At 52.9% G+C, this 24844-nt stretch carries 16 protein-coding genes and 2 pseudogenes; 7 read left to right on the top strand and 11 right to left on the bottom strand.

Features of this window, described 5'->3' with window-relative positions; all coding sequences use genetic code 11:
- Window positions 1-10 precede the first annotated feature (10 nt).
- From JRI95_05970 to JRI95_05945, 6 genes are all read right to left on the bottom strand, one after another.
- Window positions 11-1423: a divergent polysaccharide deacetylase family protein gene (locus JRI95_05970; GenBank protein MBW2061097.1), complete on the bottom strand. Its 1413-nt coding sequence runs from the start codon at window positions 1421-1423 to the stop codon at window positions 11-13.
- Entirely contained in the window at window positions 1423-2790 is a 1368-nt protein-coding gene (locus JRI95_05965; protein MBW2061096.1) for a S41 family peptidase, read from the bottom strand. The genes JRI95_05970 and JRI95_05965 overlap by 1 nt, the downstream gene beginning before the upstream one ends.
- A gap of 1 nt (window position 2791) precedes the next feature.
- The gene (locus JRI95_05960; protein MBW2061095.1) at window positions 2792-3991 is read right to left on the bottom strand and encodes a peptidoglycan DD-metalloendopeptidase family protein; all 1200 of its coding nucleotides are present in this window, start codon (window positions 3989-3991) and stop codon (window positions 2792-2794) included.
- Entirely contained in the window at window positions 3991-4875 is an 885-nt protein-coding gene (locus tag JRI95_05955; protein ID MBW2061094.1) for an ABC transporter permease, read from the bottom strand. Before JRI95_05955 ends, JRI95_05960 begins: the two co-directional genes overlap by 1 nt.
- A gap of 12 nt (window positions 4876-4887) precedes the next feature.
- Window positions 4888-5541, bottom strand: a complete 654-nt coding sequence (gene ftsE, locus JRI95_05950) for a cell division ATP-binding protein FtsE (GenBank protein ID MBW2061093.1) — start codon at window positions 5539-5541, stop codon at window positions 4888-4890.
- A 99-nt stretch (window positions 5542-5640) separates the two neighbouring features.
- The gene (locus JRI95_05945; protein ID MBW2061092.1) at window positions 5641-7074 is read right to left on the bottom strand and encodes a TolC family protein; all 1434 of its coding nucleotides are present in this window, start codon (window positions 7072-7074) and stop codon (window positions 5641-5643) included.
- 250 nt (window positions 7075-7324) lie between these two features.
- On the opposite strand from JRI95_05945, the gene JRI95_05940 reads away from it, so the two are divergent.
- Window positions 7325-8164, top strand: a complete 840-nt coding sequence (locus tag JRI95_05940) for a carbon-nitrogen hydrolase family protein (protein MBW2061091.1) — start codon at window positions 7325-7327, stop codon at window positions 8162-8164.
- Here JRI95_05940 and JRI95_05935 read toward each other — a convergent pair.
- The 3 genes from JRI95_05935 to JRI95_05925 all read right to left on the bottom strand — a co-directional run bounded on the left by JRI95_05935 (window position 8154) and on the right by JRI95_05925 (window position 12738).
- Window positions 8154-8948, bottom strand: a complete 795-nt coding sequence (locus JRI95_05935) for an SDR family oxidoreductase (GenBank protein MBW2061090.1) — start codon at window positions 8946-8948, stop codon at window positions 8154-8156. The genes JRI95_05940 and JRI95_05935 overlap by 11 nt on opposite strands.
- Window positions 8949-9125: 177 nt before the next feature.
- The gene (locus tag JRI95_05930) at window positions 9126-10856 is read right to left on the bottom strand and encodes a phosphoenolpyruvate carboxykinase (ATP) (protein ID MBW2061089.1); all 1731 of its coding nucleotides are present in this window, start codon (window positions 10854-10856) and stop codon (window positions 9126-9128) included.
- Window positions 10857-11388: 532 nt separating this feature from the next.
- On the bottom strand, window positions 11389-12738 hold the full coding sequence (locus tag JRI95_05925) for a pyruvate carboxylase subunit B (GenBank protein MBW2061088.1): 1350 nt from the start codon (window positions 12736-12738) through the stop codon (window positions 11389-11391).
- Window positions 12739-13363: 625 nt separating this feature from the next.
- On the opposite strand from JRI95_05925, the pseudogene JRI95_05920 reads away from it, so the two are divergent.
- A pseudogene (locus tag JRI95_05920) lies at window positions 13364-13447 on the top strand (hypothetical protein).
- A gap of 75 nt (window positions 13448-13522) precedes the next feature.
- Here the strand turns inward: JRI95_05920 and mtnA are convergent.
- Both mtnA and trpS read right to left on the bottom strand, forming a co-directional pair.
- Complete coding sequence (gene mtnA / locus JRI95_05915; GenBank protein MBW2061087.1) at window positions 13523-14596, bottom strand: S-methyl-5-thioribose-1-phosphate isomerase; 1074 nt, start codon at window positions 14594-14596, stop codon at window positions 13523-13525.
- 19 nt (window positions 14597-14615) lie between these two features.
- On the bottom strand, window positions 14616-15581 hold the full coding sequence (gene trpS / locus JRI95_05910; GenBank protein ID MBW2061086.1) for a tryptophan--tRNA ligase: 966 nt from the start codon (window positions 15579-15581) through the stop codon (window positions 14616-14618).
- Window positions 15582-15863: 282 nt separating this feature from the next.
- Between trpS and JRI95_05905 the strand changes: the two genes are divergently transcribed.
- The 5 genes and pseudogenes from JRI95_05905 to carB all read left to right on the top strand — a co-directional run bounded on the left by JRI95_05905 (window position 15864) and on the right by carB (window position 24593).
- The gene (locus JRI95_05905; GenBank protein ID MBW2061085.1) at window positions 15864-17309 is read left to right on the top strand and encodes a sulfatase-like hydrolase/transferase; all 1446 of its coding nucleotides are present in this window, start codon (window positions 15864-15866) and stop codon (window positions 17307-17309) included.
- 231 nt (window positions 17310-17540) lie between these two features.
- The gene (gene larB / locus JRI95_05900) at window positions 17541-18290 is read left to right on the top strand and encodes a nickel pincer cofactor biosynthesis protein LarB (GenBank protein MBW2061084.1); all 750 of its coding nucleotides are present in this window, start codon (window positions 17541-17543) and stop codon (window positions 18288-18290) included.
- Window positions 18287-20362 carry a class I adenylate cyclase gene (locus tag JRI95_05895; protein ID MBW2061083.1) on the top strand — a complete coding sequence of 692 codons (2076 nt, stop codon included), beginning with the start codon at window positions 18287-18289 and terminating at the stop codon, window positions 20360-20362. Before larB ends, JRI95_05895 begins: the two co-directional genes overlap by 4 nt.
- 140 nt (window positions 20363-20502) lie before the next feature.
- Window positions 20503-21069 carry a YbhB/YbcL family Raf kinase inhibitor-like protein gene (locus JRI95_05890; GenBank protein ID MBW2061082.1) on the top strand — a complete coding sequence of 189 codons (567 nt, stop codon included), beginning with the start codon at window positions 20503-20505 and terminating at the stop codon, window positions 21067-21069.
- A gap of 351 nt (window positions 21070-21420) precedes the next feature.
- Window positions 21421-24593 (top strand): annotated as a pseudogene (gene carB, locus JRI95_05885) (carbamoyl-phosphate synthase large subunit).
- Window positions 24594-24844: the final 251 nt, after the last annotated feature.

The following is a 24844-nucleotide window of genomic DNA, read 5'->3' as shown; positions in this document are numbered from 1 at the left end:
TATTCTTCTCTTATCGGAGCAGACTGGTGACAGGCACCAATTCTACCTGTGATTTAAGGTAATTGTACTCGTTTTTTAAAACTTGACAAGTGATGGGATAGGGGTGACCGATGGCAATGGCCTGGCCACACTGACGGGCCAGGGCCACCAGACGCCTGATCTGAATGCGGATGGCTTTGGCCTCCTGAACATTGTCCAAAAACACGGTGCGTTCCGCGGTCCTAACCCCCAAACTCCTGGCCATGGCATAACCCTGGGACCGGATACTGGTTCGGCTATCCAGGAAATAGAGATCATGTTTTTTGATTTCTTTAAGGACCCAGCCCATACGGTCGGCATCCTCGGTAAACCGTGAGCCCATATGATTGTTCACCCCGACGACAAATGGCACATCCTCAATGGCTTCCCGCACGCGAGCCTCGATCTCCTCACGGCTCATGGACCAAAGCAGGGCGCCCTTACCCGGATTGACCAGGGGATATTGAGCCGGTTCCATAGGCAGGTGGAGCATGACCACCCGTCCCTTCTTGTGAGCCGCCTGGGCCACCTTCCGAGAGTACTGCTGGTAAGGCAGAATGGATAAAGCCAAGGGGGTCTTTAAGTCGAGAAAGCAGTGCGCCTGATTCAGGTCCATGCCAAGATCGTCAATGATAATGGCCACCTTTGGCCGCGGCCGCACAGGGGTCGGCGGCGGGCCGGGCCGAGGAAACGATTCCGCCTCGCCTGGCGTTCGAAAGAGCATGGTGTGAGTCAGTAAGCCGTTAAAAAAAACCTTGACCCGTGTGGTCTGTTTCTGCCGGTTGACGCTCATCCGGGGCGTCGGGTCGAGCGAAAGTTGATGCAGGGCCAGCCTGAAATCCTTTGTCAGGCGCTCGGTCTCGACTCTGGCTGGCAGAAGGACTTCAATGGTGGCATGATGCCATTCCGAGTTCCCGGTCCTTTTCTGGGTAAGCTCCACAAAATGGATATCCTTTTCCGGAACCTTGAGAACCTTTAAAACCCGGTACAGGGCCTGGTCTATCTTCTTGATCTGCAGATCCAGACGGTTGTGTTCTTCATAGACCTTCGGGCCGGTCGTTATAACTCTGGGTTGATTGGTTCGGGTTTCTTGCGGGGTAGGGGGAGCAGCGGGCTTCCACCAAAGCGGCGTCTTAAATGCTCCGATAAAGTACAGGATCAGGACCGCACCCAGCACCCCGACCGTAAGGCCCAGGCCGAGGAAGGACAGGTTCGACCGCATCCGGGTCCACAGGGTTTCCCTCCCGCCGGAGGACGGGGAACTTTTCTTTTTCTTTGTTTGGGTCTTGGTCTTGGGGCGCGACTTTGCCTTGGATGGTGTCCGGGTTTTTGAGGCGGAAGTTTTCCGGGACTTGGGGCGCGACCGGGGTGATGACTGTGACTTACCCGTGTTGCGGGTCGCCATTATTTGGCTGTCCCGGCCATCTTAAGGAGGGAAGGCACCTCCCCTTGCTTTAACAGTTCAAAAGCCTTTTTGAGCTGAGGATCAATCTCAAAGCGTTCCTCAAGGGTCATTTCTGATAGAGGTTTTATTTTTTCCCTGGGAATGGGCTTCTCCTTCGGCGCTGCCTCTTCTTCTACCTCAGATTCAGCCGGTTTATCGGCCTTTTCGGCCTCCATTTCATGTTCCCCTTTGAGGTGCTTTTTTAAATCCTTCTCTCGAATTACTTTTCCTTTAAAGCGGCTGGCAACAGTCACGTCCGGGGCGATGCCTTCGGCCTGTATCGAGCGGCCAGAGGGTGTGTAGTACCGGGCCGTGGTCAAGCGCAGGCCTGAGCCGTCAGAAAAGGAAATGATAGTTTGAACAGATGCCTTTCCAAAGGTCCTGGCGCCGAGGATGAGGGCGCGCTTATGGTCCTGGAGCGCCCCGGCGAGTATTTCAGAGGCGCTGGCAGAACCCTCATTCACCATCAGGACGATTGGATAGTCCTCGACAACGATGGATTTCTTGGCCTTAAATTTCATATTCTGGTGTTTGCTTCGACCCTTGGTATAGACGATCAATCCGTTTTTAAGAAAAAGATCAGCAACCTTGACCGCCTGATCGAGAAGCCCTCCGGGGTTGCTTCTCAGATCCATGATGAGACCCTTGAGAGGCACCGGGCCTGACTGGAGTTTGATCAGGGCCTTGCGGGCCTCGGTGGTCGTTTTGGCCTGGAAGTTGCTAATTCTCATGTATCCATAGCCTTGTTCCAGGGTTTCGAACCGAACGCTGCGCAGGGGGATGACGTCTCGAACGATAGCGATATCTAAGGGCTTTGATTCGCTTTTCCGGGTCACGGTCAGGACGACGGTTGTGCCTCGCGGCCCCCGGATGAGCTTAACCGCCTCCCGGAGGGTCATGTTTTTGGTTGGTTTTCCATCAATCTTGATGATGGCGTCGCCGCTCTGGATGCCAGCCCTGTAGGCCGGGGTGCCGTCAATGGGTGCGACTACGGTCAGGACGCCGTCTCTGAGTGTGATTTCTGTGCCCACGCCGGTGAAGCTGCCTCGGGTTTCCATCTGGAGGTCCTTGAACTCGCTAGGCGTGAGAAAGGAAGAATGCGGGTCCAGGGTCTGGACCATGCCTTTGATGGCCCCGTAAATCAACTCCTCAGCTTCTTTCTCCTCCACAAATCTTTCCTGGATCTCGTATAGGACCCGGCTGAGAATTTTGATCTTGGCATAAACGTCTTCCCGATTATCCGCAACGGCCGGACCGAGAGGGAAGATAATGATTCCCAGGATGATGAAACTGAGAAGAATCGTTCGTATACTTGTTTTATGGCGCATCTTATTTCTCCCTGACCTTTTCCTGAGCAGCAAGGGTCGAACCCAGCCAGACGCCTGGGTTGAGTGCTTTGCCTCGGTGTCTAATTTCCAAGTATATGCCTTTTTTATTTTTTTTACCACCATAAGGTACCAGGCCGAGGTAGTCTCCCTGGTTCACCCACTGGCCGACCTCGGCCTTGACGCGGGTAATGCCGGCCGTGAGCGTGTAGTAACGCCGGCCGTGGTTAATAATGACCACGTTCCCATAGCCTTTGAGCCAGCTGGCAAAGATAACCTCCCCTCTGGCAACGGCCTTGACAGGCCTTCCGGACGAAGCGAGAATAGTGACCCCGTGGCGGGTGGTGTAAGTCCCAAACAGGCCGGGGTTCCGGCCAAAGTGATCTTTGATGCGGCCCCCAACCGGCCTGGGGAGCTTGCCTTTGAGCGCGGCGAAGTCAGGCCACTGCCTTGAGCCGAGTTTTTCAGCAGGCCGGGAGGCTGGAATCGAGGCGGAAGGCAGGGAGGAGACGTCCTCCTTCGGCCTGATAATCACCTCTTTTATCAACCGCTCCCGTGAGGCTTCGCGGGCCCGAATCAGGGCCAGGTAAGTCTGCTTGCGCTGGTGGACCTTCATCAAAAAGGCTGTTTTCTGGTTCTGAACCTGAATCAACCTCTTTTTATCGGCCCTCAGGTCGGCCAGAAGCTGCTTTAGCCTGATCTCCTGAAGCTTGATCTGGTTCATCTTGGCCTTAATTCTTTGGCGGCGCCGGTCATACTCCCGCAGGGCTGATTCATCGTGGGCAATGATGGACGCCAGGTAGCGATAGCGGTGAAGAAAGTCCGGGATGGAACTGGCGTTAAATAAGATCTGCATGACGCCGCCTTCCCTGAGCCGGTAGATGACCCTGAGCCGGCGGTAGAGAAAGTCTTTCTGCCTGGCCTGGGAGCGTTCGAGAGCCTGCAGTTCCTTTTTTCCCAGAGGCAGCAATTTTTTAAGCTGAACGATCTCATCCTGGATTTGAGCCAGAGAGGTCTCGATCCCTTCGACGCGACGCGTCAGTTCGTCCAGCTCATCCAGCAGCCGGCGTTCGGCTTCCTTGACCTCCTTGAGCCCCTGCTTCTCATCCTCGAGCTCGGCCTGAATCCCGTAAGAAGGGCCAGACAGCAGTAAGGCCATTATAAACAGGATCATTATTATTACGCTGTTCAGCCTGGTCCTCATCAGCGTAAAAACCTCCGTAAAGAGACCACACTGCCCAGGACCCCTAAAAAAATTCCGGAACCGACCAGGGCCCAGGACACGGCTGAGGAGAGAAAGGTGAGATGAACCGCGGAAAGGCCCAGGGGAAATTTAATCCGGGAGACAAGGAGGCTGAAGATGAGAAAGAGGGTCACCAGGGCCAGCAGCCCGCCCACAAGACCTTGCAGGAAACCCTCGATAAAGAACGGCGCCTTGATAAAACCTTCGGTGGCGCCAATAAGTCGCATGATGTAGATTTCTTCCTGGCGGGAATACAAGGTCAGTTTGATGGTATTGGATACGATGAAAACCGTGGCCAGGAACAGGAGCCCGCCGATGATGAACCCGCACAGCTTCAAAAAATTAAGTAATCCTGAGAGTTTATCCGCCCACTCCCAGGCATAGTCCACGTCGGTCACGCCGTTGAAGCTTCTCAGCCGCTCGATCAGGGCTTTGATCTGCTCCTGAGATCTATACTCGGGCTTGAGTTCCAGTTCGAGTGAGGCTGGCAAAGGATTTTCTTCCAGCCCGTCGAGCAGATTCCCGTAAGTTCCAAACCGGCGCTTCAGGTCAGCCAGGGCCTGTGACTTGCTGATGTAACTCAAGCTGACGGTTTGCGGCATTTCAGAGAGGCTGTTCTTTAATTTAGCCAGGCGGGCCGGACTCACGCCGTCAGCAAGATAAACTGAAACCGAAAGATCCTGAGTAGAGGCCTTGATCAGGCTCTGAACATTAGCGTAGATAAGAACAAAGGCGCTTAATGTCAAAAGAGCAAGGGAAAGCGTTCCCACCGAGACCACACTGACGAATAGATTTTGAGCCGTATTGCTAAAGGCGATCCTGGTGAAGTAGATGAGCTTATGCAAAGGCGCTTCCTTTCAGGCCACCAGGCGACCTCTGTCCAGACGGATGATGCGCTGATTGGTTTCCTGAAGGATTCCCTGGTTGTGAGTGGCCATGAGGACGGTGGTTCCTCCCTTGTTGATCTGCAGGAGCAGTTCGAGGATATTTCGGCTCAAGTCAATGTCCAGGTTGCCGGTAGGCTCATCCGCCAGGAGTATCAGCGGGTCTCCGACCATGGCACGGGCAATGGCCACGCGCTGCTGTTCTCCTCCAGAAAGCTGGGGTGGGTGAGCCTCACCCAAGCCGTCCAACCCGACATTCTTGAGTATTACCCGCACTTTTTTATTAATAAAGTTTCGTCTTTCACCCTGGGCTTCGAGGCGCAAGGCCACATTCTGAAAGACAGTGCGGGTGGAGATGAGTTTAAAGTCCTGGAAGACAACGCCGATTTTTCGGCGCAAATAGGGGATCTTGTTCGGGTGGATGCGCTGGAGATTGAGCCGGTCCACCAGGATCTGACCCCGGGTCGCCTTCTCCTCACACATGATCAGCTTGACGAGCGTTGTTTTTCCCGCCCCGCTAGGCCCGGCGATAAAAATGAACTCTCCTTTGGCGACCTTGAAGGAGATATCGTCAAGGGCCACCTTACCACCGGGGTAGACCTTGGTCAGATGATAGAGTTGAATCATGGCCGCAATTTGATTCGTTGATGGCCAGCCGCTGACCCTAAAAAATTCACCCGGCTAACTTTTTCTCCCTTTCTATTAAAGACTATTTTATTAATTTTCCTAAATTTTGTCCCGCCCCAGGCCCATGGCCCGCTCCAGCTTGGCCCAGGCGAAGTTATAATCGTAAAGGGCGCTATAATAATTGCGCCGGGCCGCGGTCAGCAAGGTCTCTGCGTCCGTGACCTCCGCCGAGGTGGCTACCTGTTCACGATAGCGCTCCTGACTCATACGATAATTCTCTTCAGCCTGCTCAATGGCCTTACGGGCCACGGCGATATTTTTTTCCGCCTCTTTTAAGGAAAGAAAACTGCTCTTGACCTCCAGGGCGATCCCATCCTTGACCTGAATCAGGGTATTATGCGCCTTGGTCAGCTCGGTGCGCTTGTATTTCACCTGATCCGAGACCTGGCCCCAGGTCCAGAAATTCCACGAAAGTACAGCCGTGACATCCCAGGAGGTATAGTCATCCATGTACGGGCTACCCTGGACCTTCCAGGTGTCCCCCTTCCAGTAGTGATTGGCCAAAACAGTTACAGTCGGGTAATGACCAGCCTTGGACAGGCGAACATTCTGTTCATTAATCTTGATACTTTCCTGAACAGCCTCGATCTCCGGCCGACGATCTATGGCGCGTTCAAAGCAGTATTTAAGATCATGCGGAAATGGTTTATAGGTCAATATGTCTTCGACCTCGAGGGGGGCCTCCAGAGGGCGGCGCAGCAGGGTGTTGAAACTGGCTTTTGCCAATAAAATCGCATTTTCAGCCTTGATTCTGGATTGGACCGCTTCAGCCACCAGGACTTCAGCCTGAAGGACCTGATTTTTCGCGATCATGCCGACCTCGTAATAATTACGAGCCACATTTAAATGCGCTTCCCGCTGCTTGACCGCCTGAATGGCCACCTTGGCCACCTTCTGGGCCTGGAGGATATTGAAATAGGCCTGTTTCACCTGGAGGATTATATCCAGCCTTGTCTGGGCCAGGGAGATCTCGGCTATATTGACTCCAAGTTTGCTCAGTTCATAGGCCGTGGTCAGGGCGAAGCCGGTGAAGATCGGCTGAGTCAGAGTCAGCTTCAGCTGCCAGTTGTCTCTGGAGCCCACCTGCCGCGTGCTCATACCCGTAGGTAATGTTAAAGTTGTACTATAAGGCGTCCCTGGAAATAGAATCACATCCTCAAACGATAACGAGGATGTGGTGGGGGTCTCGTCCAAAAGCGTGTAGGTATAGGTAGCGTTAAACTTCGGCAAGAATCTGGTCGAGGCCTCATCTTTTTTCCATTTGGCCCCTTCTACGCTCTGGGACGCGGACAATAACTTCAGACTCCTCTCCAGGACTATGGCTACACTTTCCTTGAGGGTAAAAACGTGGCCTGTTTCCTCAGCAGCTAACGCCCAGCCAGGGCCTGAACATAAAAATAGACTGGATGCCAATAGAAAAAGGAAAAACATCAGAGAATACCTTCGATAAGCAAGTAAAAATCTTGTCAACATCAGTAACCTCCGCAGGTTATTTAGCTTAATATCTTCAAATCATGATGACATTCGGAGAACTACTCTATATTATTAATTCAATAACTAGTTTTTTTCAATTGAAAAATCGGTAAAAATCGAGAAAACCTTTATAAAAAAATGGATTATCTTCATAATTCCCTGCCAAAAATGTAAAAAAGCCGTAATTTTGACTGGTCACTGTTTGTGATGATAGACTTGATAACTCAAAGTACGCATTCACGGAGATCATATGGAGCGTAAGATTAAACTGGCTTTGATCCAGTACCAGATCAAGCCCGATTGGTCCGAAAATGTGGCCATCGTTGAAAGCCTGCTCGAGCAGGCCAAGGCAGAAGAAGCCGACCTGGCGGTTCTGCCCGAGATGTTCATCTGCCCTTATGAGCTTGAACTCTTCCCCGAGTATGCAGAGCCGATCCCGGAGGGCCGCACCTGCCAGTTGCTGAGGGGCTGGGCTGAAAAGCTCGATTTGTATATCCTTGGTGGTTCTCTGCCTGAAAGAAACCAAGAAGGCCGCCTTTACAACACGGCCACACTCTGGGACAGGCAGGGGAATCTCCAGGCCGCCCATCGCAAGGTCCACCTCTTCGATGTTGACCTCCCGGGCGGTGTCTCCTTTCACGAGTCAACCGTGCTTTCACCTGGAGAGAAGATAACAGTTCTGGATATTCTGGGAATGCGCTTAGGGATCGCGGTCTGCTATGACGTTCGCTTCCCTGAGATTTTTCGGCTCATGGCCCTGGTCGGAGCGGAATTTGTGGTCTTGCCCGGGGCATTCAATAACGTCTCAGGACCGGCGCACTGGGAGCTGTCCCTGCGGGCGCGGGCCGTGGAGAATACCATTTATGTCGCCGGGGTATCCGGCACCGCTCCACCTGGTTCATCCTATCAATCCTGGGGCCATACCATGATGGTTGACCCCTTTGGCGAGGTGCTTGTCAATCTCGAAGAGGCCGAAGGTGTGGGTGTGGTAGAGGTTGACCCGGAAAGAATCAAGGATATCCGATCCCGGCTGCCTTTGCTGAAGCAGCGCCGGGATGATCTTTACGAACTGCGCCTCCTCAAAAGTTGACCGCGCCGCCGCAGACGCTGAGGCACTGGCCGGTGACGTAGTCTCCGAGGTCGGTCACAAAGAATTCCACCACCTTGGAGTTATCATCCGGTTCGGCCAGACGACCCAGCGGCACCCGCAGCTCTGTACCCACATCCTTGACCTGGCTGAAGGACTGGCGCCACAGCCGTTCGGTGCGCACGTAAGCCGGGGCGATGCAGTTCACGGTGATGCCGTACGGTCCCAGTTCCTGGGCCAGGTATCTGGTGTAAGCGATCACTCCGGCCTTGGCCGCTCCGTATGAGGCGTACACCCCGCCGGGCTGGGCGCGCAGACCCGCCTGGGAGGAGGTGTTGACAATGCGGCCCCATTTGCGGGCCTTCATGTGCTCGGCCACGGCCTGGCAGCAGTAAATCGTGCCCATCAGGTTTCGGTCCAGGGTGGCCCTGAGGTCCTCTTCAGAAACAGAAGCGGCAAAGCTCTCAGCCACGCTGCCCGCCAGACCGCCGGCGTTGTTGACCAGAATGTCCACATGGCCGAACTCTTCCACGGCTCGCCGCACCATGGCCTCAGCCTCATCCTTCTGGCCCACGTCAGCCTCCAGGCCGATACACTCAACACCCAGGCGGCGCACCTCGTCCATGACCGAGTCGGCCGTGATTTCCTCATCAAACTCCTCATAGGACTTGAGATTGATGTCATTGATCACGATGTCCGCTCCGAGACGGGCCAGGCGGAAGGCATGGGCACGGCCGATGCCTCGGGCCGCTCCGGTGATTAAGGCCACCTTTTCTTTCAGTTTCATTCGTTCCTCCTTCTCAAACCACAGCTGCCTCGGAAACGGCAGGATGCTTGTAAAGCGCCTCCTCCACCTTGGCCGAATAGATGTTCTCACCGCCTCGCAGTACCATGTTTTTCTTGCGGTCGGTGCTAAACAGGCCAGAGCCTCAGACCAGCCAGCGCTCCTGTTTTATACCTTAACTTAAGCCTTGATTTCCAGCGCCTTGACCAGGCGGTCAAGCAGGTCCGGCTTTTCGGCGACGTCGCTGTTTTTAAGAAAGTCAATTCGCTGAAGGAACCGGTCTCTCAGGGTGGCACGGTACTGTTCCTTATTTTTCACATGGGCCGGGTTATACTGGTCGTAGTAACCGGGAAGGATCTTGTCCACGGTCTCTCTGGTCGGAATCTGGGCCCCCGGGAGGAGGTCCCAATCTTCCCACTCGAGGACATCGGTCAGGATGGCCGTCTGTAAGGTCAGGGAGGTCTTGAGCGGGATGGGTTTGGTATCTTCAGCCGAGGTGTCCCAGAACCCGAAGCCGCCGCCGGTCCAGACATAGCATTCGCACCCGGACTTAAAAACCTCCTCGTAACCTTCACAGTCCCGGTAAAGCTCATAAACCCGGAAGGGGTTGGCAAAGGGGACAAAGACCAGCCTGGCCATTTCCTCTTCAGTGACATTCTCGGCCGGGGTGCGTTTGGTCATGAGCGTGGCGCCCATGGCCACGGAGAGCGCCAGATCGACGATCTTTATGACCGGCGGCAGGGTCGTGTCCTTCATGAGCCAGCCGAGGGCATTGGGAAAGCCGATCACATTGGTGGTCTCGCCCAGGAGTTCCCGGACGAATATGGCCCGCCCGTTGTTATTCCTGGTGTCTTGGCCATAAGGCAGAATCTTGCCATCCACCTCGACGATCAGCATGTTCTGGGTGGAGATACAGTATTTCCAGTCCGGGTGATCCAGCTCCCGGGCGTCGGTCTTATCGAATAAAGATGGCTCCCAGACGTAGCATTTCCTGTTCTTATAGTCTATCTGGAAGGCGTCATCATGGGCGATACGCCTTTTGAAGCCTTGAGGCAGGGTGCCTTCGTTGTCCAGGGAATTGGAGTGCGCGGACTTGCCAGAACCGGAAAGGCCGTAAAAAGCAATGACCTGCTTGCCTCGCGATTCAAATCCCTTGCACCCGGAGAAGTCAATCTCCTTGATGCCGCCGTGAGCCGCGACCGCCCCGAGTTTCATACCCGCGGTCCAGGCCATGGTCAGGGTGCCTTTTTTTCGTTCCCCAAAGTACCGCAGACCGAGATTGAAAATGGTCATGTGGAGTTCATCCACGACCACGCAGCCCCGCGCCCAGCGTGGATCGTCGGATTTCCATTCCGGGTAAGCCACGAACAGGATGTCCGGAATGTCGCGCAATCTGGAGCCTTCATACTCCGGAATAGAATCCAGGGGCTGGAAGTTGGCCATCCAGTTGAACATGGTGGAAGCGTCCTCAACCGGCGCGATCAGCCGCGCCTTGAGCATCATCTCGGGATGGGTCCCGATAACCCCGTCACAGATGATCAGCTCATAATCCCGCTGCAGCCCGTAAACGGCCTCCCGCAGCAAAAGCTCCAGGGCATCCTGCTCGGATTTACTCACCTGGTTATAAAAAACACGCGCCTCAGCCGAACGGCCCACCGTACCGCCGTGATTGTCATTGATGACCATGGCGCCAGCCGGGAGCCCCAGACGTTTTATCGCTTCTTCATGAATAGGCAGATCGGTCACCGTCACCCAGGGCATCTGGCAAGCCAACTCGTAAACTTCGGCAGCAGAGATGACTCTGGGCCCGCCCTTGGCGTTCCGGCCATTGAAGACAGATTCCGCCAAGGCGCGAATGCGGGACATTTCTCGTAACTCAGTGTAATATTGCCATGAAGGTTTGCTTGCCATGATTTAATCTTCACTTTAACCTGGTCTGTAATTTGAGTTTCTCCCTGGCCGAGTGACCATAAAGCATAGTGCTTTCACCCATAGAAACTCATCCCTGAATGAGGGGCGATATTTGGTTAGTAAGGTGAAGCACAGCCACAGGGCCGCAAAAAGGGCTGACCCTGATTTTAAATTCTTCCAAACTAACCGGTTGTTCCTATATAAATTATCAATTGAGCGACTGAACAGTCGCCCTTTGATTTGACCCAGACCCCAGGAAGGCCGAGGCCATGTTCCAAATTTTAATAAAAAATATTGCCCTAATTAATCGCTAATCAGAAATCTAAGGTCCTGACAAGGTGGCCCCTTGACTGTAAGTCTGCTTTTTCCTCCCCAGCCTGCCTGAATAGTTCGCCTTATAAGTTCAGCCTGGCAATACTTCTTAAGAAACCATCCTCGTACCACTTCGTATCTAACATAAAGCCGCAAGATTAGTCAATGCAATGAACAGATCAGGCGCAAGGCGTCGTGAATCACCTCACCGAAATGGCGATTAGTGGGCGTACTTCTTTTTGAGAAACTCCTTGCCTGTAGTGGGATAGAGAGCGCAGGTAAGAAGGTCCTCCTCAGTTTTGATGAGGTCCCCGGCATCTGCTTTAATCTTGTCCAGTTCCGGCTCCAAAAAATCGCCCGGCCGCCCGGTAATCGGTGTCTGTCCGTGTTTATAGCCTTTCAGCGCCTTGGCCTGCACTTCCGGGTTAATTTCGGCGGGCGTCCGGCCATAAAGGCCGAAGCACAGGTCTTTCACCTGGTTGGTGATCATTTTGTAGCGGCCAAAAAGGACATTGAGCACGGCCTGTACCCCAACAATTTGAGAAGTAGGCGTCACCAGCGGAGGCATGCCCAAATCCTCCCGCGTCTGAGGGAGCTCGGCATAGACTTCGCTAAGCCGAGCCAAGGCATTCGCTTCTTTGAGCTGATTTACCAGATTCGAGATCATGCCGCCTGGAATCTGATGTTTAAGCACGCCGATATCTATGACGGAGATACGGCTTTTATTAAGTAAATCAATATATTTAGGAGCAATAGATTCCAGATATTCTCCCAATTTTACCAGCCGCTCCAGATCAAGCTCCGGGTCCCGCGGCGTCCCCTGGAGGGTGACAACCAGAGGTTCTATGGCTGCATGAGAGGAGCGCAAGGCAAAAGGCGCCAGGCATGTGTCCAGCAGGTCCAACCCGGCTTCGATGGCCTTGATATAGCACATATCGGCCATGCCAGAGGTGAAGTGGGTGTGGAGGTGGATCGGGACTTGAACCGTTTCTTTAAGGGCCTTGATCAGGTCATACGCATCATACGGGGAAAGCATCCCCGCCATATCCTTGATACAAATCGTATCAGCCCCCATGTCTTCAAGGGCCTTGGCCTTGTCCAGGTAGTACTGGATATGAAAAATGGGCCCACCCATTCTGGGTTCTGTTAGTGAAAAACAGATGGCTCCCTGAAAGTGCTTGCCGTTTTTTTTGATGACCTCCACCGCGGTCTTGAAGTTTCTCAAGTCGTTGAGGGCATCAAAAACACGGAAAACATCTATCCCGACCTCACATGCTTTATCTACAAAGGCGCGAACAACGTCGTCCGCATAATGCCTGTAGCCGACCAGGTTCTGGCCGCGCAAGAGCATGGCAAAAGGCGTCTTCTTAATATACTGCTTCAAAATGCGCGGTCGCTCCCAGGGGTCTTCCCCCAAGAAACGATGCATGGTGTCGAAGGTGGCCCCGCCCCAGACCTCCATGGCCCAGAATCCAACCTGGTCCATCTCCTGGGCAATGGGAATCATATCTTCTGTCCGCATCCGCGTGGCAAAAAGAGACTGGTGACCATCCCGAAATGTAAGATCCATGAACTGGACCGGATTTGTATTTTCCAATTTTCCCCCCTGTTAGGTTAAAGTGTGGATGATTATAAAACGTTTTTGAGACAGGAGACTGAGGATCAATGTTTTTCAGATTGGGTGATATGTCATCATTAAACATCTCTGGATTATTATATTTAAGGGGATAGGTCCGCTCCTTTGATATCAGTTTGACAGGTTAATTATTAAATCAGAACAAATTATTTCTTAACTGAATAACGCCCTAATGTTCATGCCAGGTTTCTTTAGCGAGGCTTGAATTTTACTGATCTTATTTTAGAGTTATGGCCTTCCATTTGGATTGTCCCCGATAGTTCAAATATTACCGCTGGCGTCCTTTTCAGTCAAGAAGATACCCCATGTCCTGCAATTTCCATTTTTTTTCTAAAGAAATTGCTGTAATTAAGGGGGAGTTAAGGTCCTGGCATGGGAGGTTGAACATGATCGTTGACACGCAATTCGAGGTGGGACAGAATATAATAGTGTACAATATTTCACAAGCTCGAGGCGCCTGAACGATCTTGAACGAGCCTCAACAGATATTAATCATTGACGATGAAGAGGATATTCGTGAATCTTGTGAGCGCGTACTGAGTAAAATCGGCCTTCATGTGGCCACCGCACCGGGGCTGCTCAGGCCCTGGGCATTGACCGCAGCACCTTTTGTGAAAAAATCAAGAGGTACGGCCTGGAATAAACAGCGCCACAGGTGTAATAACTGGGCGCGGGGTTGGCCACCTCTCTCTGAAAGCTCTAAAACTTGTTGTTAAAATTAATTTGGGGCGTGGCTTCCTGCTTTGCGGGCGCTCTCCTGCCTGAACAGCGTGCGGATGCTGGAGTTGTATGGTTTTTGGGCCAGGCCGGCTTCGGTGATGAGGGCGCTGATGTATTTATGAGGAGTGACGTCAAAGGCCGGGTGAAGAACCTTTACGCCGGAAGGGGTAATCCGTCTTCCTCGGATATGGGTGACTTCCTTGGGGTTTCGTTCCTCAATGGGGATATCTTTCCCGGTGCGGGTCGCCCGGTCAATGGTGGACAATGGGGCCGCAACATAGAAAGGGACCCTGTTCTCTTTTGCCAGGACCGCCACGGAGTAAGTCCCGATCTTGTTGGCTACATCCCCGTTGGCGGCGATGCGATCGGCTCCGACCACGACTAGATTAATCCGGCCGATTTTGAGAAAATAGCCGGCCATATTATCGGTGATGACCTTGACCGGGATGCAGTCCTTCCGAAGCTCCCAGGCCGTTAGCCTGGCGCCCTGGAGAAAGGGGCGGGTTTCGTCCGCCAGGACCAGGACCTTTTTCCCGGCCTCGACCGCGGCTCGAACCACTCCCAGGGCCGTGCCATAGCCGCCGGTGGCCAGAGCTCCGGCATTGCAATGCGTCAGGATGACGGCCTCATCCGGAACGAGCTGCACCCCGTTCGCCCCGATGCGGCGATTGATAGCGATATCCTCCTCCAGCATGGCCTGAGCTTCGGCGATGAGGGCGTCTTTGATCTCATGCACCGGCCGCCCGCGAAGGGAGAGGGCCAGTTTCTCCTGTCTATTTAAGGCCCAGATCAGGTTTACTGCGGTCGGCCGCTGCCCGGCCAGGTAGTCTTTAATTTTTTTAAGCTGCCTGTAAAACGAGTCAGGGTTCCTGGTCCTGATCTTGAGCGCGCCGAGGGCCAGGCCCATGGCCGCAGCAATGCCGATGGCCGGCGCTCCCCGGATGACCATTTCTTTGATGCACCGGGCCACCTCCCGGTAGTTCTGGCAGTGGAGCCATTCTTCCTGCCAAGGCAGCCGGCGCTGGTCAATCATGACCACCTGATTGTTCTTCCATGCGATAGGGCTGATCATATCCTGCTCCAACCAACGGTTAATAATTGGTCCCGACGCGATCCCGGACGAGCTCCATGGTCTCCCTGGCGATAGCGCCGGCCTTTTTCGCACCTTCGTGGAGGATATCCCGGATCGTGTCCTGGTCAGCCAGCAGGCGGGCGCGTTTTCCCCGGGGTTCCTTAAAAAAGTCCCAGATGTATTGGGCCAGTTCTTTTTTCACTTCAACGTATTTTAGTCCTGGCGCCAGGTACCGGGCCCGCATCTCCTCGATCTCCTCAGGAGTGGCAAAGAGGCTATACAGGGCGAAGAGGTTGCAGGTGTCGGGGTTCTTGGGTTCGCTCACCGGCGTGGAATCGGTTACGATTCTCATGACATCCCTGTCAAGGGTTTCCCGATTGATGAAGATATCAATGGCGTTGTTATAAGACTTGGACATCTTCTGTCCGTCTATCCCCGGGATCACGGCCAGCTCTTCATTTATTTCCGGCTCAGGAACGACAAAGGTCTCACCGAAAATATTATTGAACCGAATGGCTATGTCTCGAGCCACCTCGACATGCTGCTTCTGATCCCGGCCGACCGGTATGATGTTCGACTGGTAAAGAAGAATATCGGCGGCCATGAGGACCGGATAGGCAAAGAGGCCATGGTTGGGGATGAAACCTTTGCCCACCTTGTCCTTGTAGGAATGGCAGCGCTCCAGGAGGCCCATGGAAGTGACATTGCTCAGAATCCAGGTTAATTCAGTCACCTCGGGGACGTCGGCCTGAACCCAAAAAATACACTTCTCCGGCTCCAACCCCAGGGACAGGAAGTCAGCAGCCGCGCTTATCGTGTTGGCCCGCAGCTCCTCTGCGTCGTTGAGGGTCGTTAAGGCGTGGAGGTTGACGATGAAGACGAAGAGTTCGGCCCGGGCCTGATACGAGATCATGGACTGCATCATACCGAAGTAGTTGCCGATATGAAGCGAGCCTGAAGGTTGTATTCCAGAAAGGACGCGCATGTTTAAACTCCTGTCGTAATGCTGGCCAGAGGTGAACCCCTGAGCGGACTAAATATCTAACAAGCAGACATTTCTGTCAAGTGTCAAGGGCTAGAGCGGCCATGTGCTTATCATCTCAGGAATCTAAATCATTTCTGGTAAGGTAGTTAGCTTCAATTGCATTTTTACCCTCATCAATGTTATATTCATTCAAATAAAAGCACATGCGGCGTCTTTGACCCTTGAACGGAAAACTTAAAAACCACCACCGCATAATATATGCTTGAGCCTAGGAGGTAAGCAATGCCAGAATCTAAACCAAACATCATTTATTTTTTCAGCGACCAGCACCGTCACGACGCCCTGGGGTGCGCTGGAAATGACCTGATCAAAACCCCTAACCTGGATGGCATGGCAAACGAAGGCGTGCGTTTTAGCCGCACCTACTGCCAGAGTCCGGTGTGCCAGCCTTCGCGAGCCTCAGTCATTACCGGGCAGTATACCCACCAGCATGGCGTCTCGCAGAACCACGTCAAAGACTTTGATCCCGAGTGGCCCACCATGATGAAGCAGCTTCAAAAAGCGGGGTACACCACGGCCAAGGTTGGCAAGACCCATTTCTACTCCCTCCGCCAGGAAACCTTGGTGGAACTGCCGGATCACCAGGAATTTGACCTCCGCCAGTACAGCGACTTCGTGCGCTCTTTTGGTCTGGATTACATTTTTGAGGAATTCGACCGGTACGTTCACGCCTACCCCGAGGTGAATTTCATCACCCCCTACACCGAGCACCTGCGGGCCAGGGGAATGCTCGAACCCTTCCAGAAGCAGATCAGGTCCATCTGGCGGCTGACGCCGACGCACTGGGACGCTTTGACCAGCGTGCTGCCGCAGGAAGACGACCTGACCTCCTTTATTGCCGACCGGGCCATTGACTGGCTGAATAACTACGATGGCCACAAGCCGTTTTTCCTCATGGTCTCATTTGTCGCGCCTCACGTGCCTTTGATGAGCGATCCTGTCTGGGCCGAATATTACCAGGAGGCCGAGATCCCGCGCGGCCCGAAACAAGAGCCGGTCAAACCCAATGAAATATTTGGCCGATACCTGGACAGCCTCGTCAAGCACAGCAACTCGCACCTGCTCACCGATGAGTACGTCCTCCAGGGAGCCAGACAGTATTACGGTATGGTTTCCTTGATTGACCAACGAATCGGCGACATCATTAAAACCATAGAAGAGCGGGGTCTGGGCGAAAATACCTGGTTCTTCTACTCTGCGGATCATGGCGAGATGCTTGGCGACCACAACCTCATGGCCAAGATGAATTTTTACAAATCATCGGTCCTTGTGCCAGCCATTATGCGCCCGCCTGAAGGCATGAAGCCGAAGGTGGAGGACGGGATTATCGAGTCTATTGACCTGACAGGCACCATCCTCGATGTGGCGGGGGCTGATCCGATCCAGGGCTCAGATGCCCATTCTCTGTTGCCTTTCTTGAAGGACCAAGGCGCGCCCCGGGAAGCGGCCTTCAGCGCGATCTCGTCCCGCGCTATAGATGTTTATTTAGTTATGGCCGCGACCGAAAGGTATCGCCTGACCATTGAGCGAGCCACGGGCGCGCCCTGTGAACTTTTCGATCTCAAGAACGATCCGGACGAGCTGAACAACCTGGTGAATGACCCGGCTCATAAAGGAATCTGCGACGATATCAAGAAGGAGTACCTTGAGCCTTACCTGGCCCTTTAACGTCGTTTACTTTTTTTAGATGGCAGCTCGCGGGCGATAAAGTAATTTCCTTCAGTAATTTTCGTGTCTTGGGCCTGGCTTAAGGCTCATGGCGTTCAGCCAAAATATGCCCCGAGCTTTGACTTGTAAAAGTATCTTATCTGGCTTATATTAATTAAGTTAATCTTTTTCGAGGTTACTTCTGCCGGTGTTTGAGTTGAAACCGGACCGAAAGGAGGTTTTATCTTCACCATGAACCCCGACAGCATCAGGGGAACCCTGGAGAAAGTCAGTCAGGGGGAACTGTCCGTAGATCAGGCCCTGGCTGAACTGAAGAAGTTTCCTTTTGAAGAAATCGGGTACGCCACCGTGGATCATCACCGCAGCCTCCGCCAGGGCTATCCCGAGGTTATTTTCGGTCAGGGTAAAACGGCCGATGAAATTATCGGCATTATGACCAGCCTCGTTGAAGCCGGAGAGAATGTGCTGGCGACCAAACTTCCTCCCGAGATCGTACCCGCGGTTAAGGAGAAGTTTCCCGAGGCGACCTATCACACGCGAGCCCAGGCCCTGACCCTGATCCAGAAGCCGCGCCAGGTCAAGGGGCGAGGCAAGATAATGATCATCTCCGCCGGAACCAGCGATGCCCCTGTGGCGGAGGAAGCGTTCGTGACCGCTTCGGTCCTGGGGCATGAGGTTGACCTTCTCCGGGATGTGGGTGTGGCCGGGCTGCACCGTCTGCTCGGTCAGGCCGACCGCCTGGAAGGGGCGTCGGTCTATGTCGTGGTGGCGGGCATGGAAGGCGCACTGCCCAGTGTCGTTGGAGGTCTGGTGGATAAGCCGGTGATAGCCGTGCCCACCAGTGTCGGTTATGGAGCCAGCTTTGGGGGCCTGACGGCCCTGCTGGCCATGCTCAACTCCTGCGCTTCAGGTGTCGCTGTGGTCAATATTGACAACGGTTTCGGGGCCGCCTTTCTGGCTGCGCAGATAAATCGGCTATGAGCTTTTTTGATAAAATATTAGGTCGTAAAAAAGGGGATGAAGTCGTTGCCTCGAGGCCTCTTCCCGAGGAGGTTAGCAGTTCGTTCGAGGACAAGGTCCTTAATCAAAATCTGCAGATCTTCAAGCTTTACAATGCCGGAAAAAAGGATTTCCTGTACCGGCTTTTATCCAAGCGTAAGAAGGGTATCTTTGATCTTATTCCCTATCTTATGCACGTTCCGGCCATTGATCTTTTACCGGCCAAGGATGCTTGCCGTTTGAGCCCTTACGGCGTTTACAATCTTGAGTTGCCGCCTCAGGCCTTGAAGTCCTTTGAACAGGCCTTTCCAGGCCGCGACATGCCTAGGTCACATCCCCATGCGCGTCTGGATCCCAGCCTGCCGATCAAATCCGTGAGCCTGATCGGGAGCCTGGGTTCCATTGCCCAGACCGCCAAATCTGATTTTGATTACTGGATCTGTATTGATCGTGAGGCCTTTGATGAAAAAGCGTTGGCCGATTTTAGAGAGAAGCTGAAGGCCATCGAACGGTGGGCCTCCGACTATGCCGGGGCCGAAGTTCATTGCTTTCCCTTGAGCATTGATGCGGTGCGGACCGATGATTTTGGGGAGGTGGATTCTGAAAGCTCAGGCACGGCCCAGGGAAGGCTGCTCAAGGAGGAATTCTACCGCTCCATGACCCTAATCGCCGGTCAGGCGCCCATGTGGTGGGTCATGCCTCCGGGGATTAAGGATGATGAGTATGAACGGCTGAAAATTTTAATCAGCCAATCTCAGATCATCAACCGTAACGAGCTTATAGATCTGGGCAATGTTCGTGACATCTCCCTGGGCGAGTTCTACGGCGCGGCCATCTGGCAGATCAACAAGACCATGGGCAGTCCCTTCAAGTCCGTGCTCAAGCTGGCCTTGCTGGAAGAATACCTCTTCAGTCAGGGCCAGAGAGGGCTGCTCTGCCACGAGTTGAAAACCCGGCTGCTTTCTCAGGATGAGGATGTCCGCCTGCTCGATCCTTATATCCTGATGTTTGACCGGGCGAGTGATTACTTTACCAAAACGAAGCGGCCGCAGGACCTGAATCTGCTGCGCCGCTCCATGTACCTCAAATCCGCGGTCAAACTCAACCTGCCCGACTACCGCCGCACCGACCTGCCTCGCAAGAAGCAGATCATGGTCAACAACATCCGGCAGTGGGAATGGAATCACCGCTTCGTGGACAAACTGAACAATTACAAAAACTGGTCGTTTCAGGAGGTTCAGGAATTCAATCAGGAGGTCAACCGTTACCTGATAAAAGCCTATAAAAACATCCGGAACGAGCAGAAAAAACAGCCCGAACAGATCGGTCTGAACATCAGTTCGAGGGATATGACCATCCTGGGCCGCAAACTTTACATCTACTACTCGCGCCGACCCAATAAAGTTGATTCCATCATGAGCGTTATTGACGAACCGCCCGCTCTTAAAGGCCTGACCCTGCAACAGCTGGAAAAAAACGGCGAGAAGACGTGGCATGCCTATCAAGGAATGTTCTCCTGGCAAAGTATCGTTCAGGGAGAGAGCGATCCTTTCCTGCTCAAGAGCGCTTCCTTTTTAAATGAGATACTGGCCTGGCTGGTTCACAACCGTATTTATAACACCAACACCACCATTAACCTCAACCGAGGCCCGGCTAACCGGCCTCATTACTTCACCGTGCCTGATCTCCAGGACCTGCTTAAAGCCCTGACGTCCTTCTTCACTCCCCTCAAGTACCGGGAGGTGGACGAGCTGGAGCTGCTCAAGCCGGCCAGCATCAAAAAAATGTTCTTGTCCATCAATACCCAGGCCCCGGAATGGAGCAAGGAGATCGTTGATACTTCGGTTTATTACCTCAACAGCTGGGGTGAGCTATTCTTCAAAGGTTTTGATTCGGATCGAGGCGTTCATGTCGCCCGGGATTTTGTGCGCAAGAATTTTGCCTATGACATAATGGGCGCCAGGGAAAATCTCCACCTCTTTCTGCCCAAACGCGTCTTTTCACGCGGCCTGGGTCCGAAGCTGGATAAATTTTTCGGGTTCAAGGTCAGTTAGAATAAGATAGCCGAGATTTGGTTTTACGGGTTGCAAAATTAAGGCAAAATTAATGAATACCATACTAATTTAGCGTTTCTCTCCTTAAGAAATAATTGATAACCAAATCCAGGCGAGCCAAACTGAACCAGGAGCGTAAGATGAAAAAAATCATTTCATTGTTTGTTTTTGTAATTATTTATGCCTTTCTTATCAGTAATTTTTATATTTCTTCAGCATATGGAGGTCAAGAGAAGAGGGGACAATCTGAGGCGTTTGAATTAACGAGCACCGTTTTTACACACAAAGGATCAATTCCCGAGAGATATACCTGTGATGGCAAGGATATCTCACCGCCGCTTACATGGAAAAATTCGCCGAAAGGTACTAAGAGTTTTGCCTTTATCGCCGACGACCCCGATGCGCCAGTAGGCACCTGGGTTCACTGGGTGCTCTATAACCTAACGGCTAAGACCCGTACCTTACCCGAGGATGTTCCTCCAAAAGCTGAGCTGCCCGACGGCAGCAGGCACGGACGGAACAGTTGGGGCAGGAAGTCCTATGGCGGCCCCTGTCCTCCTTCGGGCACCCATCGTTATTTTTTCAAACTTTACGCCCTGGATGAAGTGCTCGACCTGGCTTCCGGCGCAAGCAAGGATAAACTGCTTAAGGCCATGAAGGGACACATTCTTGGCCAGACAGAGTTGATGGGAGAGTATTCAAGATAAGAGTCGAGGCGAAGGGCCAAATCTTAAGTATTGAAAAGTTTTTAACCTTGCTTTTTCCTTCCCAGACTCTGCCTGGGAATAGATGTGGCTGGGGCCCGCTTTACATCAAAAATGTGAGGATTCATATCTTCCCGGATCCTGAGTGTCCCCGCCGGACCCAGGAAACCAGAATAACTCAAAGGGGGTAAATATCCTCATTCTAATAAGTTCCATCAGACTTATACTGCCTTGTAACCCAGGATATTTCCACCTTGACACCAAACCCGCTCTGACCTACTATTCCCCCGACCGTTAAATCCAGGTTGTCTTCTGTCACACTTCGTTTTTTACAGCGAGCTTGAAGGAGTTTCTATGCCAAGGCGTCAAGACATCAAGAAAGTAATGATCATCGGTTCCGGGCCCATCGTCATTGGCCAGGCCTGTGAATTCGATTATTCGGGCACTCAAGCCTGTAAGGCCCTTCGAAAACTGGGTTATAAAATTGTCCTGGTTAATTCCAATCCAGCTACGATCATGACCGATCCGGGCATGGCGGACTATACTTACATTGAGCCACTTAACTTGCCGACCATGGTGGAAATTATCGAGCAGGAAAGGCCGGACGCCTTATTACCCAATCTTGGCGGCCAGTCCGGATTAAACCTGTCCTCGGAACTGGCCCGCACCGGTGTCCTCGATAAATACGGGGTCAAAGTCATCGGTGTCGAAATCGATGCGATTGAACGCGGAGAAGACCGAATTGCGTTCAAGGAAACCATGAACCAGCTTGGCATCGAAATGCCCAGGAGCAAGCCCGCCTTTAGTGTAGAAGAAGCCGAGAAGATTGCCGAAGAACTTGATTACCCGGTGGTGATACGCCCGGCTTACACGCTTGGCGGCACCGGCGGCGGTATGGTTTACAATGTGGAGGAGCTGAGAACCATTGCCAGCCGAGGCATCGCGGCCAGCCTCGTCGGCCAGATCCTGGTCGAGGAATCGGTTTTAGGCTGGGAGGAGTTAGAGCTCGAGGTGGTTCGCGACAAAAAAAATCAGATGATTACGGTCTGCTTTATCGAGAATGTGGACGCCATGGGTGTTCATACCGGCGACTCCTATTGCACCGCGCCCATGCTCACCATTGATCCTGAGCTTCAAAAGCGGCTTCAGAAACATTCTTATGACATCGTTGAGGCTATAAGGGTCATCGGCGGCACGAATATCCAGTTCGCTTATGATCCTAGAACCGGACGTGTGGTGGTCATCGAGATCAACCCCAGAACCTCCAGATCGTCTGCCTTGGCATCCAAGGCCACCGGCTTCCCCATCGCCCTCATCTCGGCTATGCTGGCCGGAGGATTGACCCTGGACGAGATTCCTTACTGGCGTGAAGGCACCCTGGATAAATACACGCCCTGGGGCGATTACGTGGTCGTGAAGTTCGCCCGCTGGGCCTTTGAAAAGTTTGAGGGCGCGGAAGATAAACTGGGCACACAGATGCGCGCCGTGGGTGAGGTTATGAGCATTGGAAAAACTTACAAGGAGGCTTTTCAGAAATCTATTCGATCTCTGGAAATAGGCCGTTACGGCCTGGGTTTTGCCAAGGATTTTCACGAAAGACCTCTGGAGGATCTACTGGACCTTCTGACCGAGCCTTCGAGTGAGCGGCAGTTTATTATGTATGAAGCCCTCCGAAAGGGAGCCGGCATTGATACCCTTTATGAAAAAACCTATATCAAGCCCTGGTTTATCCGGCAGATGAAAGAGCTGGTGGACTTGGAGGAGAAGATATTGGCCCTCAGAGGTGAAGGCGTCCCTGACGCTCTGCTTGAGCAGGCCAAGAAAGACGGCTTTTCCGATCAGTATCTTTCCCAGCTTATGCAGATACCCGAGGCAAAGATCAGAAAGCGCCGTAAATCCCTGGGCCTTGTTCAGGCCTGGGAGCCCGTGCCTGTTAGCGGCGTGGAAAACGCAGCCTATTACTTCTCAACCTACAATGCCCCGGATAAAGTCAAGTCCAGCCAAAAACGCAAGATTATGATTCTGGGCGGCGGGCCTAACCGGATTGGGCAGGGGATCGAATTCGATTACTGTTGTGTTCACGCCGCCTTTGCCCTTCGGGATGAAGGGTTCGAGTCCATCATGGTGAACTGCAATCCCGAGACCGTATCCACAGATTACGACACATCGGATAAACTTTACTTTGAACCGCTCACCGTCGAGGACGTCCTGAGCATATACGAGAAAGAAAAGCCAGAGGGCGTGATCATACAGTTTGGAGGTCAAACCCCGTTGAATCTGGCCGGTGAACTGGCCAAGGCGGGGGTGAAGGTCATGGGCACCTCGCCGGAAACCATTGACCTGGCTGAGGATCGAGACCGCTTCCGTCAGATAATGCGTGACCTGGGAATCCCTCAACCCGAATCAGGCATGGCCAGTACCCTGGAAGAAGCGCTCAGCATCGCTGCAAGGATTGGGTATCCACTCATGGTCAGGCCTTCCTATGTCCTGGGCGGCCGCGCCATGGAGGTGGTTCATGATGAGGGAATGCTTAAGACTTATTTGGCTGCGGCGGTGGAGGTCAGTCCGGAACGCCCGATCCTGATTGACAAGTTCCTTGAAAACGCAATTGAAGCCGAGGCTGACGCCATTGCCGACGGTTCGGACGCCTTTGTACAGGCGTTCATTCAGGCGACTCCGCTTGCGTCATACCACCCCTCAGTATTCCAGCCAAGCACCTGGACACTATTCACGAATACACTCGGAAAATCGCTATCGAAATGAATGTTGTTGGTTTGATGAACATTCAGTACGCCATTGCCAGCGACACGGTTTACATCCTGGAAGCCAATCCGCGGGCGTCGCGCACCGTACCGCTTGTCTCAAAGATATGCGCCATCTCCATGGCTCATCTGGCCACGCAGCTCATTCTGGGGAAAAAGCTGGCTGATCTTGACCTCAAGCCAAAATCAATCTCCTATTTCGGGGTCAAAGAAGCGGTATTCCCCTTTAATATGTTCCCGGAAGTGGACCCGATTCTAGGACCGGAGATGCGATCCACCGGTGAGGTTCTGGGGATTGCCGACTCCTTTGGCCTGGCATTTTATAAGGCCCAGGAGGCCGCAAACCAGACCCTTCCAGATGGGAAGACCGTCCTGATTACAGTCTCTGATATGGACAAGCAATTTATTATCGAGGTCGCCAGACAGTTTGATGAGTTGGGCTTCATGATCAAGGCGACCAATGGGACACACAAATTTCTGGCTGAACATGGGATCAAGACAGAAGCCATTCTCAAGATGCACGAAGGGCGCCCCAATATTGTAGACGCCATTAAAAATAAAGAAATCCAACTGGTTGTCAATACTCCAAGCGGTAAAATGAGCAAATATGACGACTCCTACATCCGCAAGGCGGCGATTAAATATAAGGTCCCTTACATCACAACATCCGCGGCCGCACTGGCCGCTGCCAGAGGCATTTCGGCCTTTCGTAAAGGACATGGAAGAGTCAGGTCCTTGCAAAGTTACCATGCCGATATCAGGTGATCGAGTTAAGAAAAATACCAGATTATGCTGGACCAAACGAACGAGACAGCGCAAGATTTGACATACAATTGGAACGCCCATGATTTTGACTTCATAAGCCAAGAGCCTCATAATCATAAAGGAAGGATTTTATCTATGAAATCGGCTCAAGATAACTGCGGCGTTCTCGGTGTATACTCCAATACCGAATGCGTGCACGACATCTTTCAAGGCCTTGATTTTTTACAGCACCGCGGGCAGGAGTACTGCGG

The sequence above is a fragment of the Deltaproteobacteria bacterium genome, assembly GCA_019308995.1.
Classification (GTDB): domain Bacteria; phylum Desulfobacterota; class Desulfarculia; order Adiutricales; family JAFDHD01; genus JAFDHD01.
The sequence above is the reverse complement of the archived record's forward strand: the minus strand, read 5'-3'. Positions and strand labels throughout refer to the sequence as shown.

What these genes read in the sequence shown, in the direction of transcription:
- JRI95_05970 (MBW2061097.1), bottom strand. Translation starts at nt 1,423, where the DNA reads ATGGCGACCCGCAACACGGGTAAGTCACAGTCATCACCCCGGTCGCGC.
- JRI95_05965 (MBW2061096.1), bottom strand. Translation starts at nt 2,790, where the DNA reads ATGCGCCATAAAACAAGTATACGAACGATTCTTCTCAGTTTCATCATC.
- JRI95_05960 (MBW2061095.1), bottom strand. Translation starts at nt 3,991, where the DNA reads ATGAGGACCAGGCTGAACAGCGTAATAATAATGATCCTGTTTATAATG.
- ftsE (MBW2061093.1), bottom strand. Translation starts at nt 5,541, where the DNA reads ATGATTCAACTCTATCATCTGACCAAGGTCTACCCCGGTGGTAAGGTG.
- JRI95_05945 (MBW2061092.1), bottom strand. Translation starts at nt 7,074, where the DNA reads ATGTTGACAAGATTTTTACTTGCTTATCGAAGGTATTCTCTGATGTTT.
- JRI95_05940 (MBW2061091.1), top strand. Translation starts at nt 7,325, where the DNA reads ATGGAGCGTAAGATTAAACTGGCTTTGATCCAGTACCAGATCAAGCCC.
- JRI95_05935 (MBW2061090.1), bottom strand. Translation starts at nt 8,948, where the DNA reads ATGAAACTGAAAGAAAAGGTGGCCTTAATCACCGGAGCGGCCCGAGGC.
- JRI95_05930 (MBW2061089.1), bottom strand. Translation starts at nt 10,856, where the DNA reads ATGGCAAGCAAACCTTCATGGCAATATTACACTGAGTTACGAGAAATG.
- JRI95_05925 (MBW2061088.1), bottom strand. Translation starts at nt 12,738, where the DNA reads ATGGATCTTACATTTCGGGATGGTCACCAGTCTCTTTTTGCCACGCGG.
- mtnA (MBW2061087.1), bottom strand. Translation starts at nt 14,596, where the DNA reads ATGATCAGCCCTATCGCATGGAAGAACAATCAGGTGGTCATGATTGAC.
- trpS (MBW2061086.1), bottom strand. Translation starts at nt 15,581, where the DNA reads ATGCGCGTCCTTTCTGGAATACAACCTTCAGGCTCGCTTCATATCGGC.
- JRI95_05905 (MBW2061085.1), top strand. Translation starts at nt 15,864, where the DNA reads ATGCCAGAATCTAAACCAAACATCATTTATTTTTTCAGCGACCAGCAC.
- larB (MBW2061084.1), top strand. Translation starts at nt 17,541, where the DNA reads ATGAACCCCGACAGCATCAGGGGAACCCTGGAGAAAGTCAGTCAGGGG.
- JRI95_05895 (MBW2061083.1), top strand. Translation starts at nt 18,287, where the DNA reads ATGAGCTTTTTTGATAAAATATTAGGTCGTAAAAAAGGGGATGAAGTC.
- JRI95_05890 (MBW2061082.1), top strand. Translation starts at nt 20,503, where the DNA reads ATGAAAAAAATCATTTCATTGTTTGTTTTTGTAATTATTTATGCCTTT.